Here is a 16,128-nt window from a genome sequence, read left to right on the forward strand (position 1 = left end):
GATATGACAAAGTTTGATTTACATATGCATTCATGCTATAGCAAGGATGGCGAATTTACACCAAAAGAGCTGATTCAGATTGCAAAAGAGAAACAGTTACAATATGTTGCCTTAAGTGATCATGATTGTATGCGAGGCATTGATGATATGATAGAAGAAGGTGCTAAGCAACATATACAAGTTATTCCCGCAATAGAGTTTTCAACGCTATTCACTCCGGATATCGAATGCCATCTTTTAGGTTATGGATTTGATTATCATCAAGAGTATTTTATTCATTTACAGGATAAACTTCAAAAACTTTCCGATGATGCGTTTACGATAAGAGTTCAAAAATTTAAAGAAATTTATGGAATCGAAATAGATGAAAAGCAAATCATTGAAGAAGCGAATGGAAATAACCCTTGGTTTTTATTGTGTACCAAGATTTTTCAAGACCCGGCAAATGCGAATATCAAAGACTTCCAAGATTATTTACCGGGAGGTAAACGATCTGATCCTGCACCTGTCAATTTCTTTTGGGATCAATGTCAAAAAGGATCACCTTTATATGTTCATGTCGCATATCCTTCCTTTGAAGAAACTGTACAATTGATACATGATGCCGGTGGTATTGCCATCCTTGCACATCCTTTTCAAACCTTTTATCAAAGAGAAGATTTATTACAAATGGCAATCAATTATGGAATCGATGGAATTGAGGTCTACAGCAATTATCATGAGCCAAAACATAATCGATTCTATGAAGAATTTGCGAAAAAACATAACTTATTGATGACCTGTGGAAGTGATTTCCATGGTAAGTTAAAGCCAAGTATTCAGATGGGAGATTTTGGTGAAGAAGTCATTCATAGTGATATGATTTTAAACCGATTTTTAGATGCTTTAAAATAGATCATACAATCAGACATGAAAAGAGATTTCTGAAATGATGAATGAAACATACAGTCATTTTCGAAATCTCTTTTTTGCGTTTTTATTTTGTTTGCTTTATATATTCTTTTACATTCTTTTCTACAACACTGAAAGGTGCAGAACCACTTTTTAGAATTGCCTCATGGAATTCCTTCTCATTGAATTTATCCTTAAGTGCTTCTTGAGCATCCTTTTTCATATTTGCCATTTGTACATAGCCAACATAATACGAAATAAATGCAGTAGGGTTTGCTTGGACTTGATAATAGAAACTATCGATATCAGAAATGTCAAGACCATAATCTGTTAGGAATTTCTGTGTTTCTTCTTTTGTCCAGCCTTCATAATGAATACCAATATCCGCAAGGGCAATCAAACAGTCTTGATATACCATCATATTCTGATGTAACTTTACTACATCCTCAGATACGCCATCAAGGTATTTTAATACATATAGCTCTACATAGGTTGCATAACCCTCAGTATAACCAAGATAATTGGCAAGGCTGTTTCTCCATGGATCTTGGATATTCTTATAAGCATATCCAATCTGATACATATGACCCGGAACTCCTTCGTGAGCAACTGTTGAAAATGTTTCTAAAGATTGAACATCCAAAGCATCTTTTAACATATTTACACGAATTTGTTTTGGCGTCGTACCATCAAGTGCTGGAATATTAAAATATGCCGCAACACCACCAGATGCAAGATCTTCACCAATAGGTTTGATTTGATAGTCCAGATTACCTATTGAAGGGAAATCTTCTTTTATTTCTGTTTCAAGATCCTTCAACATACTTTCAAAATCTTCATATTTTGTTTTAATTTCGTCATTTATATAGGACTCGTATAATTCTGTTTGATCAGTGATGATTGACTGAAAATTTAATAAAGATGATTTTAACATACTCATCAATTCCTCTTTGACCTCTTTTACAGATTTATCCAAACCAGTAGCCTGTTTAAATAATAATTCATAATATTCTTTTCCATTTTTTATATGAGAAAGACCCATTGTTTGATTTTTAGATGGATCAAGTTCATCCATCACTTTCACAATATCACTATAGGTTGGCAAGAAATATTCTTGGAATACGTTCTTCAATTCCTCTTTATAAAATGATGTCTTTTCCTCCCCTAACTGAAGATGATCTATACTTTCATTAAGACCAATCAACACACTACTGTCTACATCTTCTTTTACGACCTTTTCACAATATTCCTTCACGTTATTGATATCCAACATCAAAGTACCCTTTTCTTCTTGTTTCTTTGTATAATCAAGAATACTGTCCATATATGGTCTTACCGATTTCATCAATTCTATGACATCCTTGACATCCTGTTCATTACGTAATGTCCAATCAGAAAACATAGTAGGAAGCTGTGTGTGCATTCCTGTCATGGATTCTAAAGGCATTGCCATATAATCAAACTTAGAATCATTCATCTCCAGAGTGTAATCCATCATAAACTTATAAATATCGTATGTGTCTTTCTGCTCATCTGTCAGTGCATCTCGATCAATTTTCGCAAAAGCTGTTGCTGAGCTGTTTGTAAGCTCTCTGTTTTCCTCAAAGACAGCCTCTGTCATTTCTCTGTCGATTTGAATCTTGGTTTTACTTGTATCCACCCCATAATTTTCTGGATGCTCCAAAATAATATGTGTGTTAGGATAGCTCATTTCCATTGAATCCACAAACTCTTGTTGCATAAAATCATCAAATTTTTTCTGTTCCTCAGCATAATCCTTCTGAGAGCATCCACCGATAGATAATGCCATCAAAACGGATAAAGTAAGAAGCGTGAGTCTTTTCGTTGTTTTCATATAATCTCCTCTCTTGTATTACCTACATTATAGCGAACAGTAATCGAAGAAGCAATTTATATTCGAAGGATATTCCTTTCATCGTGATATCATCTAGTGAATAGTCTATCTAAATATTTTGTATTCAATAATAGATTAACCGTGATAAACTCCCCTTGATAACATACTGCCCAATTATGAAACACAAATGGAAGCTGTTTTGCTTTTGTAACACTATCTATTGGTATTAGATGATATGGTAGCTGTTTTTCTTCACAATACTTTTTGATGATTTCTAGATTTTGACAAATATAGGGACATTGCATACTGTAATAAACGCTTAGATCTTGATATTCGACTTTATGATTTTTTACGGTAGGCATAAACTTAGGTTTATTTCCATCAAAGGAAAGCGCAAGTAATTCATAACCATATGTTGTGGTATCGACAACTTCAAAACCAAAGCTCTTCGCAAACGCTTGATCTGTAAGCCAAGCCTTTTGTTTTTTGGCACCTAATAAACAAATACCGGATAATCCTTTTTCCATAGCATCACGGATACATGATTGCATTAATAATTTTCCATATCCTTTTCCTTTTAAGTTACCATTGACCCATAAGCAATAAATATATAGATAACGCTCTCCTTGAATCGGAACCCATGCGGTTTCTAAAGGTGCATATTCGATAAAAGCAATGCCCTCTACATTTAATTTGCGAAATACATGTCCTTCTTGAAATCGGTCTATCAACCAGCGTTTTTTGGCTTCAATACCTTGATGTGGCTTCCTTTTACGTATGATACAACACAGATGTTCTTCTGAGATATTATGTTCATTAACATCTATAAACTTCGGTATGATTTGTTCCATATGGCATTCTCCCTTTATTTCTTATGTATTGGTCTAACATATTTCCAAGATCGTTTTGGATCATAGTAAAGATATAAGATCCTTCCCGGTGTGGTATCGTATTCATATTCACTATTTTCAAAATCATACTCTGCCATTGCTTTTTCCATTTTGGCTTCTAACTGCTGTTTCTCTTGATCATAATCAAAGGGACCGTGTTCAAATACGATATATTCAGCTTCAAAGATATCGATCATTTGCATTTGTGAGGGTATTTCACCTTGATAATCATAAGGAAGTCGTGCCCCATAACACTCTGATCGTAGAAATCCCCAATCACATAGCCTTCCATTTGGATCACTGATATATGCGATAAGCTGACCACTTCCACTATTCGCTTCACTATCACCAAAATCGTCCAGTTTTCCTTTGATACTGTCCAATAAGCCACAAATGGTTTCTCTATCTTGTCCCGGAATCAAAGCCTGTTTTTGCCAAAAATCCCAATAACCATTGCTTTCATCATTTTTGATAAATAGAAATTTATGTGCCGGTATGGTGATAAAATAGGTCGTAATCGCTTCGTTTGATGTGAAATTTCCTATTTCTTCTTGACCTAAAAGATAACGATCAAAAGGATTGAGCTTGCTACGAAGTACGATTGGCTTAGGATCTTTACGATAGGCACTGGGAGATATACCATACGTATGTTTAAATGCTCTGGAAAATGCTTCATGTGTACTAAAACCATAGGAAAGTGCGATATCTAAAATACTTTTCTGACTATCACGTAGTTCCTTTAACGCAAAAGCCAATTTTCGTTTGCTTAAATAATCACGAAACTGCATCCCTGAGATTTCTTTGAATTTTCTTGTCATATGATATTCAGAATAACCAAATTGTTTAGATAGATAGGTTAAGGTCAATGCTTCATCATCATACTGTCTGATAGCGTGATCGATTTCATCTACGATCGTTTGCATTCGTTTGTGCCATTCATACATAAAACATTTCACCTCATTCATAACTATCATGATACTTGATTTTTTCTTACATTACTTGATTTTACTTGCGCATTTTCTTTCCTTTTATTCGATTTTTTCAATGGTTACACTGGTACCGTTCATGATGACACCGATCATATCACTACGAAACATCGTATACTCAATATCTACTCCTATCAAAGCATTGCCTCCTGCTTTGATACAGTTGCTAACAATACGTTTTTTGGCATAAGCTCTTGCTTCTTGTAGCTTATCAGTAAAACTTTCGGATTCTGCACCTAACATATCTGATATTGAGGCATTCCAACTACTCAAAAAACCTGTACCTAATACACTTTCTCCACTTACTACACCATGATAGGCAACAATGTGATAGCCTTCAAAGCCAGGGCATGTTGTCATCATAAAGGTTTCTGATTCATCCACTTTCTTTTTTACTTCCAGTTCTTCTTCCCTTTGATCAAACCATAGATCCACTTGTTCGATAACCTTTTGCGGATATCCTTTTTGTTGCATTTCTTTGATGGCAAGTTCGTGTTTTTGTTTTAACTTCTCCTGACTTTTTGCGCCTCGCCCATGAGCGAAAGCATCTAAGCTTTCATAACAATTACTACAGAGTACTACATCATTAAATTTTGTTGCACAAGTTCCTAAACCTTCTGCTTTCTTACCACATACATCACAAATTTTTTTCATATCGATTACACCTCTCTTTATCATTATAAAGCTTTTTTTAGAAAGAAGCCATCCATTCCATCATGTGTCACATATACGTTTGATAAATATATAAAAAGTAGCAGTTTTACGAAATAAAAGCTCTTTTTATCACAAAATCATGGGAACTTGTGAATTCATTACCAAATGTTATGAAAAATCATGTATAATAAAGATATGACGATTACATGATGTAATCTCTTACAAATTAAAAAAAAGATAGACTGGTGAGGCTATGCAAACGGAATCAAACAAACAACAGAGCCATTATGTGCTAGAAGCAACATGTGGTAATCTTACATTATTGTTTCCATTAGAGATGATGAAAACCATACTTTCAAAAAATGATATTCAACCATCAGATAAAAATAAGCATTGTGTTATCTATGAAGATGTGGAATATCCTTTCTACTCTTTGTCTGCGCTTTTTCATCGCTTACCGGCAAAAGAAGAGCTTTATGCGATCGTTACGCAAATAGAGGGAAAAGAGCTTATTGTATATCTAGAACATATCGAGATGGTAAGATACCTTGATAAACAAGTGTATGCACTTCCATCTTATATGAAGATAGATAACTTGAATTATCTTAAGGGATGTTATCTTCTAGAAGATAACCGTATAGCATATGAAATAGATTTCACCAAACTGATAGAAAGATGTTATCCATAATCTATGGAAAGGAGAACCATGAAAGAGGACGAGTGTAGAAAGTTAGATACGCTAACCAATTTTTTTGTATACGATAATGCATGTATCGAAATCGCCAAAGCTTTACAAGGTGGAAGAAAAACAGATACTGTATTTTTAATTCGCTCTGGCGATTGGGATCAAATGAAAGCAAACTATGGTGAAAAAAATGCAAATCTTTCTCTTGCGAAGTTTTCCTTTCTTTTGACCAAAGTATTTCATAAAACAGATATTTTTGTCAGAGTAAGTGCTGATACTTTTTTTATATAATTTTGGTTCTATGAATACCTTAGATATCAAACGAACCCTTCAGCAGCTTCAAGTTTCCATCGATCATTCCGATTTACTTTCCAAATGTATGATCATCCAACACTTTCATGTTGGTGTTTATCATGTGGATGAAGAAAAAACCTTTGATGAATTGCTAAGGAAGACTCAATCCTGCCTTGATGTCGCAAAACAGACACATAGCATGCTTGTCGTTGATGATACCACACAGATACCGAACATCTCACGTTATCCTCTTACGATTCCTGAATATAAATTGGATTCACAAGATGTAGATACGTTATATATCACGGATATGATGAATTTTCTGTTTGACTGTTCTGATTTATCTTTTGGTATCGAAATGTTACTTTCTCGTATGTGTGACTATTTTAAGACCCAGCAAATTTATGTAACAGAAAAAGATTGTTTTGATGAGGGTTATACCATCACTCATGACTGGTATCGTCAAGATGTTTTATTGGAAAACGATAATTTTAAAAAAGGACCTTTATCGATTGGAAATCGTCATAAAGAAGTGTTTGATGAAAGAGGTCTTTTGGTATGCAATCAAATAAGTGATATGTTCAAACACGATGTCTTTATGGCATTAAGAGCTAAGATCAGAGGAGCACAATCACTTCTTCAAAGTGCTCTATATGATAATGGAGAATACATTGGTTATATTTGTATGATCGATAGCAAAAAGGAACGTGTATGGACTGCCAAAGAAATCGCAACTTTTTCTATGTTATCCAATATCGTGACAACCAATATTCTACAATTAAGAGCACAACGCATTCATCAGTTGGTTACCAATCGAGATCCTTTGACCAATGCATGGAATTTAAATAAATTTACTTCTGTTATGGCACAAAGACAGTATTTCTATCAGGATCAACATAAGGCTTTGATTACAGTAGATATTAAGAACTTTAAATTTATCAATTCTGAATATGGCTATCAATATGGCAATGCAATCTTGATCTCGATTGCTCAAATCTTACACTTATTCATAGAATCAAATGAATGCTATGCGAGAATTGACAGTGATACTTTTGTGTTATGTCTTTATTATAAAGATTTAGATCGATTGAAACAGCGAATAACTTCTTTACTTAAAAAGTTAGAGCGTTGTTCTATCAGTTTTGAAAATAAGGCCAGAATTTTATGTATGGCTGGTATCTATTTATTTGAACGTACAGATAAAACAGTAGCCGAAATGATCGATTATGCAAATATGGCTAGAAAGTCTATCAAAGATTCTCATAAAAGCAGTTATGCTTTCTTCAATAATGAAATTGAAGCACAAAACATAAAAGAGCATCACTTATCGCAAATCATGAAACAAGCATTACAAGATGAAGAATTTGTTGTATATTATCAACCTAAAATCAATATCAAAACACATCGTTGTATAGGTTTGGAAGCATTAATTCGTTGGTATCGTAGTGAAAATGAAATCATACAACCAAATGATTTCATCCCTTTATTCGAACGAAATCACTTTATTTTAGAACTGGATCTCTATGTATTGAAAAAGGTTTGTATGCAAATCAAATCATGGATCGATCAGGGATTAGAACCTTTGCCTATTGCGGTAAACATTTCTCGTGTTCATATGGAAGATTCACAGATTGTACATCAAATCGTGAATATTTGTGACTTATTGCATGTGCCAAGGAATTTGATTGAACTGGAAATCACAGAAAGTGCCTTCCTTGAGAATGAGGTAGTTGTCATACAAAAGGCAATGGAATTAAAGGCCGCAGGGTTCTCTTTATCTATGGATGACTTTGGGACAGGCTTTTCTTCCTTAAATCTTTTAAAGGATCTTCCCGTAGATTCCTTAAAACTGGATCGTGCGTTTTTCCTAAAAGACAGCAATCATCGAGAAAAAATCATCCTCAGTAATATCATCAATATGGCAAAACAGTTGAATATGGAGGTTATTTCCGAGGGCATTGAAACAGAAAAGCAAATCAACTTCTTAAAGGAAATCGGTTGTGAAATCGCACAAGGTTTCTATTATTCTAGGCCGGTGCCCATCAAACAGCTCTTACCACAGCTTTGGAATGAATTCTCTGGAGGAAACGTGTGATGAAAGAAACCTATTTACATTTTCAACAAGGTGAACATCATTATGCAATGGAGAACAATAACATACTGCGTATCCTTCCGGCAACTGATTTATGGGAGCTTCCTATCAAAGAACCTTTTATCAAAGGAATCGTTCTTGTAGATGAGCATTTGACCGCCATCATTGATACTGAAGAGATCCTATTTCAACAGCCTACAAATAGCGCAGCTTATTATATTATCGTAGAAGCGCAAAAGGAATACCTAGGATTATGTGCTGAGCATATCTATGGTACCATAGCAATCAAAGAACAAGCTTGGTGTTTAGAAGAAAATGGAAGTTTGCCATTTTCCTGTAACATTCATGATCAAAAAATATATCATCTACAATTGGAGGATCTAGATAGGAGGTGACACCATGATTCGATTGACGGATAATGAATTTATCTCACTTTGTAATTTTATGAAAAAGAAGTATGGCATTAATCTTGAAAAAAAGCGTGTTTTGATCGAATATCGATTAATGAATGTGTTATCTCAATTAAAGGTGAAAAGCTATACAGAATATATGCGACTCATACAACAGGATACCAGTGGAAAATTACAAGAGGAATTGATCAATAGAATAACGACCAATTATACTTTTTTCATGAGAGAGCCTTCTCATTTCCAGTTCATCGAAGAGCGTATCCTTCCTCATGTGGATCAACATCTTCCGATGCATATCTGGGTGGCAGGCTGTTCCAGTGGACAAGAATGTTACACCCTTGCGATGTATCTTGAGGATTATAGAAGGAAGAACAAAACCTTACCTAAAGTTACGATTACCGCAACAGATATCAGCACGAAAGTGCTTGCACAGGCAAGAGAAGCCCGTTATCCTATCGAAGCCATGGAAAAGCTTCCGAAACATTGGCAACATCATTATTGTACCGTAATCGAAGATGGTACGATGTTTCAAATGAAAGATAACATAAGAAAACAGGTAACCTTCTCTTATCACAATCTCATGGAACCTTTTCGCTTACATCAGTTTCATTTGATTCTTTGTCGTAATGTATTGATCTATTTTGATGAGGCCTCCAGAAGTAAAATTTGTCACAGCTTTGCGAATTGTTTAAAAAAACAAGGTTATCTTATTTTGGGACATGCGGAAATGATGCCGCAAAGCAATCCGGATTTTGAATATCTGAAATCTTCAGTGTATCGATTGAAGGAGATGAATGGAAAATGAATCAACTGCATATCTTATTGTTTCAAAAACATGTCCAAGATGAAGCAGCGCTTCCTGCATTATTAGCAACTGATCATAGCTTAGCCTTACACATTGTTCATTATGCTTCTTCTTTACAAGAACGTATAGAGCATTATCCTATCTATGGCTTACTATATGAATGTGATGTGTTGGGTAGTGAGGAGCTAAACGAGGTTACGCAAATACAAGCACTTAAGATGCCTTACCTATTGCTTATCAGAAAAAAAGATCCTGATGTAGATATCTCTCATATGATGGATAAGGTAATCATAAAGCCGGAAAATCTTACATCACCTACTTTTGTCAATAAGCTTCTTGTGATGGTTAAAATGATGAGAGATATGAGTGAGGAACAAAAAAAGCCCCTACACATAAAGAAACTACCTAGTATCAATGTCATAGCCATAGGAGCATCTACAGGTGGTCCTAGAGCATTGGTAGAAGTATTAAAACATTTACCCGATACCATTTGTGGAATCGTCATCGTACAACATATGAGTGAAGGCAATTCCTATGCCTTTGCGGATTATTTAGATCGTCAATGTGATTTAAACGTTCAAATTGCAAAAGAGAACGATCTGATACAAAATGGCAATGTCTATATTTCAAAACAAAAAAAGCACTTCATTATGAAAAGAGAATCAGATGGCTTTCATTTACATTATATACAAGGAGAACGACTTCATTGTGTTTGCCCATCCATTGATATCCTATTCGAGTCGGTAGCTACTGCTGCCGGTTCCTTGGCTGCGGGTATTTTATTAACCGGTATGGGAAGTGATGGCGCAGTTGGATTAAAGAAAATGAAGGATGCCGGAGCTTTTACCATCATACAAGATTCCTCCACCAGTGAGATCTACAGTATGCCAAAGGTAGCGAAAGAGCTTCATGCACACAACAGAGAACTTGCCCTTTCTGACATCGGGCCTTGTCTGATTCAACATTTCACAATCACAGGAAAGAGGAGATAGAGAATGGAAAAAACAATCATGATCGTAGATGACGCATTGTTTATGAGAAAGCTGATCATCAAAACTTTAACAAAACATGGATATCATCATATTATTGAAGCTACCAATGGGGAAGAAGGCATTTCTCTTTATAAACAACATCAACCGGATATTGTCTTATTAGATATTACAATGCCTGATAAAACAGGAATCGATGTGTTACAAGAGTTATTGATGTTAGATGCCGATGCAAAGGTCATAATGTGTTCAGCGGTCGGTCAAGATAATATGATCGCCAATGCATTGAGGATAGGCGCAAAGGATTTCATTGTGAAACCTTATAAAGATGAGCAATTGATCCAAATGATCGACACTTTGATAATATGAAAACAGATACCTTAACGATACAGGTTCAGGACACTATGCATGAACTGGGTAATATCGGAATTGGCGCAGCAGCTACGGCTCTATCCTCAATGTTGCGACGATCCATCAAAACATCTACCTCAACGTTAAAACCAATCGATCATACTTATTTATCTGAGGAAACACAAATGCAAGATGAAGTGATCGGTATCCTTTTTCCCTTTGATAAAAACATTCAAGGCTTTGGCTTATTCCTCTTAGAAAAAGAATTCGTAGAGAAGATCCTAAACAACTTAGCCTTTTCCCATTCAGATTTTTCAAATTTAGATAAAGAAAGTATTTCTATCTTACAAGAAATTTGCAGTATCATGACCTCTTCTTATCTAGAAGCAATATCATCAGAAACAAAATTGAATATACGAATTCAATTACCTGCTGTATCCATGGATATGAAAGGCTCAATCATCAATGATGGTTTATCTTACATCCTTCAACAAGGGCAACCGTCTTATCGCTTAGATCATGAATTCAGTATTGAAAACGGTTGTATCAATCATCTGATGTTTATGCTTCCGCAAGAATGTATCCTTACGATCATGGATGCTTTGGAGGTGAAGCTGACATGAAAGAAATTATCGCAAGACCCGGTGAATTGATCATCGATACAGGTGAATCTGTCATTACCTCATATGCTTTAGGTTCCAGCCTTGGTATTTGCTTATATGATGCATCTCATCAATTAGGTGGATATGTCAATAGTCTTCTTCCGATAAACACATCAAAGGATTTTGATACCAAGTATGTGAACAGTGCCATTCATTTATTATATGAGGGAATGTTACAGCGAGGTGGGGATCCTAATCAAATCCAAGCAAAACTCATTGGCGGTGCTAAATTGTTTCGATTACCTGAAATAGAACAAGAAGAGGATATCGGTAAATCCAATATCCGTTCTGCCTATCATGCTTTGATGAAACTTCATGTTCCTATCATCAGTGAAGATGTCGGAGATTGCTATGGCAGAAGCATCCATTTTCATTTAAAGGATGGATTGGTCTATATTGAAACAAGAAATAATTATTTATATCATATTTGAAAAAGGACGGTAAAATAAGATGATAACCTATTTAAAGAATCTAAAAATCAGAAATAAGCTACTACTTAGCTTCGCCATTGTATTGATATTTTATATATGTACGGTTGCGACAGCCGTGGTAGGTGTACGCAATATTACAGAAAGCTTTGGTAATTTTCACAATATTTCCTATAAGATCGTAAATGAATCTACAAGCTTTCGTCTTAATCAATATATCGTAGGACGAGATATGTTACAAATTGTTTATAGAAGAGATGTTGTAAACAATGAAGAAGATTTTGCGGAAATGAAAAGAAGCATTAACAATGTTGAACAAGCCATCGCTAATTTAGAGGAACTATATACAGATACAGAAAAAATGGCAGAGATGAAAGCCATGTATGAAAATTTAGTAGGTCCTAGAGATAAGGTCGTATCTTTGTTGGAAAACGAAAAATATGATGAAGCAATGACGGTTTATCAAAATGAATATGAACCTGAAGCAAGACAGGCCAGAGCTTTCCTTCGTGACATGGAAGCCACGACCAAGGAAGAAGCAACCACATATTATGAAAGTAGTGATCGTAGCGCAGACATCATGTTAAAAACATTGGTCATACTTGCGATCATTACCATTATCTTTGTAAGTGTCGTTTGGTATATCATTTCCAGAAGCATTACAAAGCCATTGATAGAATTAAAGAATGCCGCTAAAGAATTATCTGATGGAAATCTGCATTCTGAAATAACGTATACTTCTAAAAGTGAGTTGGGAATACTTGCGGATAGTATGAGGGAAACCATTGCGACATTGCGCACTTATTTAAATGAAATCGAACATTGTATGACCATGCTTGGTAAAGGTAAGCTGAATTATAAAACCAATATGGTCTTCAAGGGAGATTTTGTAATGTTAAAGACATCCTTAGATAAAATCTCAACACTGTTAAGTGAAGCAATGTTAAAAATCAGTAATTCCGCAGAACAAGTATCCGGAGGTGCTCAGCAGATTTCTAATGGAGCACAAATGTTATCTCAGGGCGCAAGTGAGCAAACCGGCTCTATTGAAGAGCTTGCGGCCAATATCAATGAAATCTCCGATAATGTAAAAAACAATGCGAACGATACTGTAGCGGCTAGTAATCTTGCGGATGCGGTAGAACAGGAAATATTAGACAACAGTGAACAAATGAAGGCTGTTACAGAAGCAATCAATGACATTCGTCAAACCTCTATGAATATTACGGGTATCGTAAAAGAAATCGAGGATATCGCATTCCAAACAAATCTATTATCTTTAAATGCCGCAGTTGAAGCTGCACGAGCAGGTGATGCAGGTAGAGGCTTCTCTGTTGTTGCATCTGAAATCAGAAAGCTTGCGACTAAGACAACGGATGCTAGTAAGATTACTGCGGATCTGATTCAACAATCTACAAAATCCGTAGAAGAAGGTAGTGCTTTGATCGTTTCTACAGAAGAAAGTCTCAAACATATCGTTGATGGAGCTCGTAATGTTGCCACAAAGATCGAACGCATTTCTCAAGCAAACATTCAACAAGCAAATTTCATTGTTCAGATTCGTCAATCCATTGAACAAATTTCCGATATCGTACAAGGCAATTCCGCAACCTCTGAAGAAAGTGCCGCAGCTAGTGAAGAACTTGCCGCACAAGCACAAATCTTACGAGATCTAGTCAATCGTTTTGAAATACAAGAAAGAGATGAGATATAAATATGTTAGCGAAAATACTAATCGTAGATGATGCAATGTTTATGCGTACCAAATTGAAAGATACACTTGAATCCGCAATACCTTGTGAGTGTTTAGAAGCTAAAAACGGACAAATAGGTTGTGAATTATTTGAAACCATGCATCCTGATTTGGTCTTACTTGACATTTCTATGCCGGTCATGGATGGCATTCGTGCCTTAGATATCATGAGAAAACACGATAAGACGATTCCCATCATTATGTGCTCTGCAGCAGGTCAACAATCACAAATCATGAAAGCGATCGCTCTAGGAGCCAAAGATTTTATCGTAAAACCGTTTCAAAATGAACAGATCATCAACGCAGTAAAACGTTATTTGAAATAGGAGGAATATTTCATGTTAAATAAATATTCTGATTTAAATGAAAATGCTTTGGATGCCTTAAGAGAAATCGGGAACATCGGTACAGGTCATGCGACAACTGCACTTTCTGCCATGACAGGAAAAGATATCGAAATCGACATTCCTCTCATACGTATCATTTCTTATAAAGATGCTCCTTCTTTGTTGGGAGGGGCTGAGGAATTCAAGGTTGGCATCTTACTACGTGTAAACGGCTTATCCGGTATCTTCATGTTTCTTTTAAATGAAGAATTCACAAAACAAATGTTGGAAACCTTACTTGGCACAAAAGTAGACGATGTGAGAAATTTAGATGAATTATCTAGTTCTGCCATATGTGAAACAGGTAATATTATGTGCTGTTCATACATCAATGCAATTTCTAAGCTTACCGATACAGAAATGACAGTATCTGTCCCTTCTATTTGCGGAGATATGGTAGGAGCTTTGCTAAGTGTTCCTATGATCCTATATGGCTATCAATGTGATGAATTGATGTTTATTGAAAATCGTTTTCAATTTGACCAGAAATCATTTGTCAGCCATATCTTATTCCTTCCTGAACTAGACGCATTAGAACACATGCTAATCAAATTAGGCATTCCTTATGAATGATCTTATTACGGTAGGAATTGCAGATGCACATATTGCTCATCATGATCAGACATTGGTTACTTATGCGCTTGGCTCTTGTGTCGGTGTCTGTCTATATGAAAAAAACAAACATATGGCAGGTATGGTGCATATTCTACTACCAACGCATTATGATGATACCATCATAAACCAACCATTTAAATTTGCGGATAGCGGAGTCACAAGATTAGTAACGATGATGATCCATAAGGGTGCAGATAAAAAAAGGATCATCGCCAAGATCGCAGGTGGTGCAGAGATGTTTCAAACAGAAGAAACCAAAACAGGGATAGGACAACGAAATATTACTGCTGTAAAAGAAACATTAAGAAAACTGCATATTCCCATCATAGCGGAAGATACCGGAAAAAACTATGGACGTTCTATTTGGTTTTCCTCAAAGGATGGTAGTTTAAAAGTGAAAACGGTCCAACATGGCATACAGTATATTTGAATTATGGGAGAGTGAAGATCATGAACAATATACCTAGATTATTAGTGATTGATGACAGTGAATACATCTGCCAACAAATCGAACAAATATTTAAAAATGAAAGCATAGAACTTCAAAAAGCACATGATGGTGCACAAGCTTTACAACAAGTTTCTAACTTTCAACCGGATTTGATTCTATTAGATGTCATTCTTCCGGATACGGAAGGATATGAGCTTTATCATAAAATCAAAGCCATAGATAAAAATCAGACTTCCATTATCTTTCTTACCTCAAAAGATCAAGATAGTGATATCGTAAAAGGATTTTCATTAGGTGCATGTGATTATATTAAAAAGCCTTTTCATAATGTTGAGCTGAAATCTCGCATTCAAGTTCATCTTCAAGAGAAAAAAATGAAAGATGAATTAAAAAAGATGAATGAAGAAATGGAAGCAAATATGAAAAAACTAAATGCGTTTGCCTTTCGTGATCCTTTGACCGGTCTTTATAATCGCCGATATGTAGAAGAAGAATTAAAACAAAAGATCACAAGTGATCAACGAGATACCTTTTTGTTGATGTGTGATGTTGATGATTTTAAACATATCAATGATGATTATGGTCATGAAATCGGAGATATCGTTTTGATCGGAATCGCAAACATTATGGAAAGCATCTCTTCTAAGGCCATTACGATACGATGGGGTGGTGAAGAGTTTCTGATCATTTTACATGGATTAAGCCATGAAGAAGCATTTTCCATGAGTGAACGTATTCGTAAAGATATTGAGAATTTCCCTTTCTATTCTAAACAAGCACCCTTTCGCTGTACCATTTCCATAGGTATCAGCACGTACCAAACAGATGTAAGCTTTGTTGAAAATCTAGAACATGCTGATGAAGCATTGTATATCGGAAAAAGGAGTGGCAAAAACTGCTCGATTTGGTATGATGAAACACAACAATAAAA

General features: G+C 35.4%; 19 protein-coding genes. 15 read left to right on the forward strand and 4 right to left on the reverse strand.

All coding sequences use genetic code 11. From position 1 onward, the window contains the following. The first annotated feature begins 3 nt into the window (after positions 1 to 3). Positions 4 to 894, forward strand: a complete 891-nt coding sequence (locus UGRO018_RS02610; RefSeq protein ID WP_416324896.1) for a PHP domain-containing protein — start codon at positions 4 to 6, stop codon at positions 892 to 894. 82 nt (positions 895 to 976) lie between these two features. On the opposite strand, the gene UGRO018_RS02615 is transcribed toward UGRO018_RS02610, so the two are convergent. The 4 genes from UGRO018_RS02615 to UGRO018_RS02630 form a co-directional block, all read right to left on the reverse strand. After that, entirely contained in the window at positions 977 to 2,746 is a 1,770-nt protein-coding gene (locus tag UGRO018_RS02615) for a DUF885 domain-containing protein (protein WP_416324897.1), read from the reverse strand. An 89-nt stretch (positions 2,747 to 2,835) separates the two neighbouring features. Next, entirely contained in the window at positions 2,836 to 3,597 is a 762-nt protein-coding gene (locus UGRO018_RS02620) for a GNAT family N-acetyltransferase (RefSeq protein WP_416324898.1), read from the reverse strand. A 14-nt stretch (positions 3,598 to 3,611) separates the two neighbouring features. Then, entirely contained in the window at positions 3,612 to 4,580 is a 969-nt protein-coding gene (locus tag UGRO018_RS02625; protein WP_416324899.1) for a helix-turn-helix transcriptional regulator, read from the reverse strand. Between the two features lie 84 nt (positions 4,581 to 4,664). Further along, positions 4,665 to 5,276, reverse strand: a complete 612-nt coding sequence (locus UGRO018_RS02630; protein ID WP_416324900.1) for a heavy metal-binding domain-containing protein — start codon at positions 5,274 to 5,276, stop codon at positions 4,665 to 4,667. Between the two features lie 253 nt (positions 5,277 to 5,529). On the opposite strand from UGRO018_RS02630, the gene UGRO018_RS02635 reads away from it, so the two are divergent. From UGRO018_RS02635 to UGRO018_RS02700, 14 genes are read left to right on the forward strand one after another with little or no spacing between them, the layout of a single operon-like run. Further along, positions 5,530 to 5,964, forward strand: coding sequence for a chemotaxis protein CheW (locus UGRO018_RS02635; RefSeq protein WP_416324901.1), 435 nt, complete (start codon positions 5,530 to 5,532; stop codon positions 5,962 to 5,964). An 18-nt stretch (positions 5,965 to 5,982) separates the two neighbouring features. Continuing rightward, a complete protein-coding gene (locus tag UGRO018_RS02640) occupies positions 5,983 to 6,252 on the forward strand; it encodes a diguanylate cyclase domain-containing protein (protein ID WP_416324902.1) in 270 nt (89 codons plus the stop codon). A gap of 10 nt (positions 6,253 to 6,262) precedes the next feature. Then, on the forward strand, positions 6,263 to 8,350 hold the full coding sequence (locus tag UGRO018_RS02645; RefSeq protein WP_416324903.1) for a putative bifunctional diguanylate cyclase/phosphodiesterase: 2,088 nt from the start codon (positions 6,263 to 6,265) through the stop codon (positions 8,348 to 8,350). After that, positions 8,350 to 8,742 carry a chemotaxis protein CheW gene (locus UGRO018_RS02650; protein WP_416324904.1) on the forward strand — a complete coding sequence of 131 codons (393 nt, stop codon included), beginning with the start codon at positions 8,350 to 8,352 and terminating at the stop codon, positions 8,740 to 8,742. Before UGRO018_RS02645 ends, UGRO018_RS02650 begins: the two co-directional genes overlap by 1 nt. 4 nt (positions 8,743 to 8,746) lie before the next feature. Continuing rightward, positions 8,747 to 9,562, forward strand: coding sequence for a CheR family methyltransferase (locus tag UGRO018_RS02655; protein ID WP_416324905.1), 816 nt, complete (start codon positions 8,747 to 8,749; stop codon positions 9,560 to 9,562). Next, complete coding sequence (locus tag UGRO018_RS02660; protein ID WP_416324906.1) at positions 9,559 to 10,554, forward strand: CheB methylesterase domain-containing protein; 996 nt, start codon at positions 9,559 to 9,561, stop codon at positions 10,552 to 10,554. Before UGRO018_RS02655 ends, UGRO018_RS02660 begins: the two co-directional genes overlap by 4 nt. A gap of 3 nt (positions 10,555 to 10,557) precedes the next feature. Then, a complete protein-coding gene (locus UGRO018_RS02665) occupies positions 10,558 to 10,920 on the forward strand; it encodes a response regulator (RefSeq protein WP_416324907.1) in 363 nt (120 codons plus the stop codon). A 35-nt stretch (positions 10,921 to 10,955) separates the two neighbouring features. After that, positions 10,956 to 11,525 carry a chemotaxis protein CheC gene (locus tag UGRO018_RS02670; RefSeq protein ID WP_416324908.1) on the forward strand — a complete coding sequence of 190 codons (570 nt, stop codon included), beginning with the start codon at positions 10,956 to 10,958 and terminating at the stop codon, positions 11,523 to 11,525. Beyond that, positions 11,522 to 11,995: a chemotaxis protein CheD gene (locus UGRO018_RS02675; protein WP_416324909.1), complete on the forward strand. Its 474-nt coding sequence runs from the start codon at positions 11,522 to 11,524 to the stop codon at positions 11,993 to 11,995. Before UGRO018_RS02670 ends, UGRO018_RS02675 begins: the two co-directional genes overlap by 4 nt. Before the next feature lie 19 nt (positions 11,996 to 12,014). Further along, positions 12,015 to 13,706, forward strand: a complete 1,692-nt coding sequence (locus tag UGRO018_RS02680; RefSeq protein ID WP_416324910.1) for a methyl-accepting chemotaxis protein — start codon at positions 12,015 to 12,017, stop codon at positions 13,704 to 13,706. A gap of 2 nt (positions 13,707 to 13,708) precedes the next feature. Then, positions 13,709 to 14,071 carry a response regulator gene (locus UGRO018_RS02685; protein ID WP_416324911.1) on the forward strand — a complete coding sequence of 121 codons (363 nt, stop codon included), beginning with the start codon at positions 13,709 to 13,711 and terminating at the stop codon, positions 14,069 to 14,071. 12 nt (positions 14,072 to 14,083) lie between these two features. Continuing rightward, positions 14,084 to 14,704, forward strand: coding sequence for a chemotaxis protein CheC (locus UGRO018_RS02690; RefSeq protein WP_416324912.1), 621 nt, complete (start codon positions 14,084 to 14,086; stop codon positions 14,702 to 14,704). Then, entirely contained in the window at positions 14,697 to 15,176 is a 480-nt protein-coding gene (locus UGRO018_RS02695; protein WP_416324913.1) for a chemotaxis protein CheD, read from the forward strand. The genes UGRO018_RS02690 and UGRO018_RS02695 overlap by 8 nt, the downstream gene beginning before the upstream one ends. A 20-nt stretch (positions 15,177 to 15,196) precedes the next feature. After that, complete coding sequence (locus UGRO018_RS02700; RefSeq protein WP_416324914.1) at positions 15,197 to 16,126, forward strand: GGDEF domain-containing response regulator; 930 nt, start codon at positions 15,197 to 15,199, stop codon at positions 16,124 to 16,126. Positions 16,127 to 16,128 lie beyond the last annotated feature (2 nt).

The sequence above is a fragment of the Hoskinsella mucinilytica genome (genome assembly GCF_045223415.1).
In the GTDB taxonomy this organism is placed as follows: domain Bacteria; phylum Bacillota_I; class Bacilli_A; order Erysipelotrichales; family Erysipelotrichaceae; genus Hoskinsella; species Hoskinsella mucinilytica.

Coding starts and splice junctions, on each gene's coding strand:
- UGRO018_RS02660 (WP_416324906.1), top strand. CDS start 9,559: ATGAATCAACTGCATATCTTATTGTTTCAAAAACATGTCCAAGATGAA.
- UGRO018_RS02635 (WP_416324901.1), top strand. CDS start 5,530: ATGCAAACGGAATCAAACAAACAACAGAGCCATTATGTGCTAGAAGCA.
- UGRO018_RS02645 (WP_416324903.1), top strand. CDS start 6,263: ATGAATACCTTAGATATCAAACGAACCCTTCAGCAGCTTCAAGTTTCC.
- UGRO018_RS02665 (WP_416324907.1), top strand. CDS start 10,558: ATGGAAAAAACAATCATGATCGTAGATGACGCATTGTTTATGAGAAAG.
- UGRO018_RS02680 (WP_416324910.1), top strand. CDS start 12,015: ATGATAACCTATTTAAAGAATCTAAAAATCAGAAATAAGCTACTACTT.
- UGRO018_RS02670 (WP_416324908.1), top strand. CDS start 10,956: ATGCATGAACTGGGTAATATCGGAATTGGCGCAGCAGCTACGGCTCTA.
- UGRO018_RS02675 (WP_416324909.1), top strand. CDS start 11,522: ATGAAAGAAATTATCGCAAGACCCGGTGAATTGATCATCGATACAGGT.
- UGRO018_RS02690 (WP_416324912.1), top strand. CDS start 14,084: ATGTTAAATAAATATTCTGATTTAAATGAAAATGCTTTGGATGCCTTA.
- UGRO018_RS02655 (WP_416324905.1), top strand. CDS start 8,747: ATGATTCGATTGACGGATAATGAATTTATCTCACTTTGTAATTTTATG.
- UGRO018_RS02625 (WP_416324899.1), bottom strand. CDS start 4,580: ATGTATGAATGGCACAAACGAATGCAAACGATCGTAGATGAAATCGAT.
- UGRO018_RS02615 (WP_416324897.1), bottom strand. CDS start 2,746: ATGAAAACAACGAAAAGACTCACGCTTCTTACTTTATCCGTTTTGATG.
- UGRO018_RS02620 (WP_416324898.1), bottom strand. CDS start 3,597: ATGGAACAAATCATACCGAAGTTTATAGATGTTAATGAACATAATATC.
- UGRO018_RS02640 (WP_416324902.1), top strand. CDS start 5,983: ATGAAAGAGGACGAGTGTAGAAAGTTAGATACGCTAACCAATTTTTTT.
- UGRO018_RS02610 (WP_416324896.1), top strand. CDS start 4: ATGACAAAGTTTGATTTACATATGCATTCATGCTATAGCAAGGATGGC.
- UGRO018_RS02700 (WP_416324914.1), top strand. CDS start 15,197: ATGAACAATATACCTAGATTATTAGTGATTGATGACAGTGAATACATC.
- UGRO018_RS02650 (WP_416324904.1), top strand. CDS start 8,350: ATGAAAGAAACCTATTTACATTTTCAACAAGGTGAACATCATTATGCA.
- UGRO018_RS02630 (WP_416324900.1), bottom strand. CDS start 5,276: ATGAAAAAAATTTGTGATGTATGTGGTAAGAAAGCAGAAGGTTTAGGA.
- UGRO018_RS02695 (WP_416324913.1), top strand. CDS start 14,697: ATGAATGATCTTATTACGGTAGGAATTGCAGATGCACATATTGCTCAT.
- UGRO018_RS02685 (WP_416324911.1), top strand. CDS start 13,709: ATGTTAGCGAAAATACTAATCGTAGATGATGCAATGTTTATGCGTACC.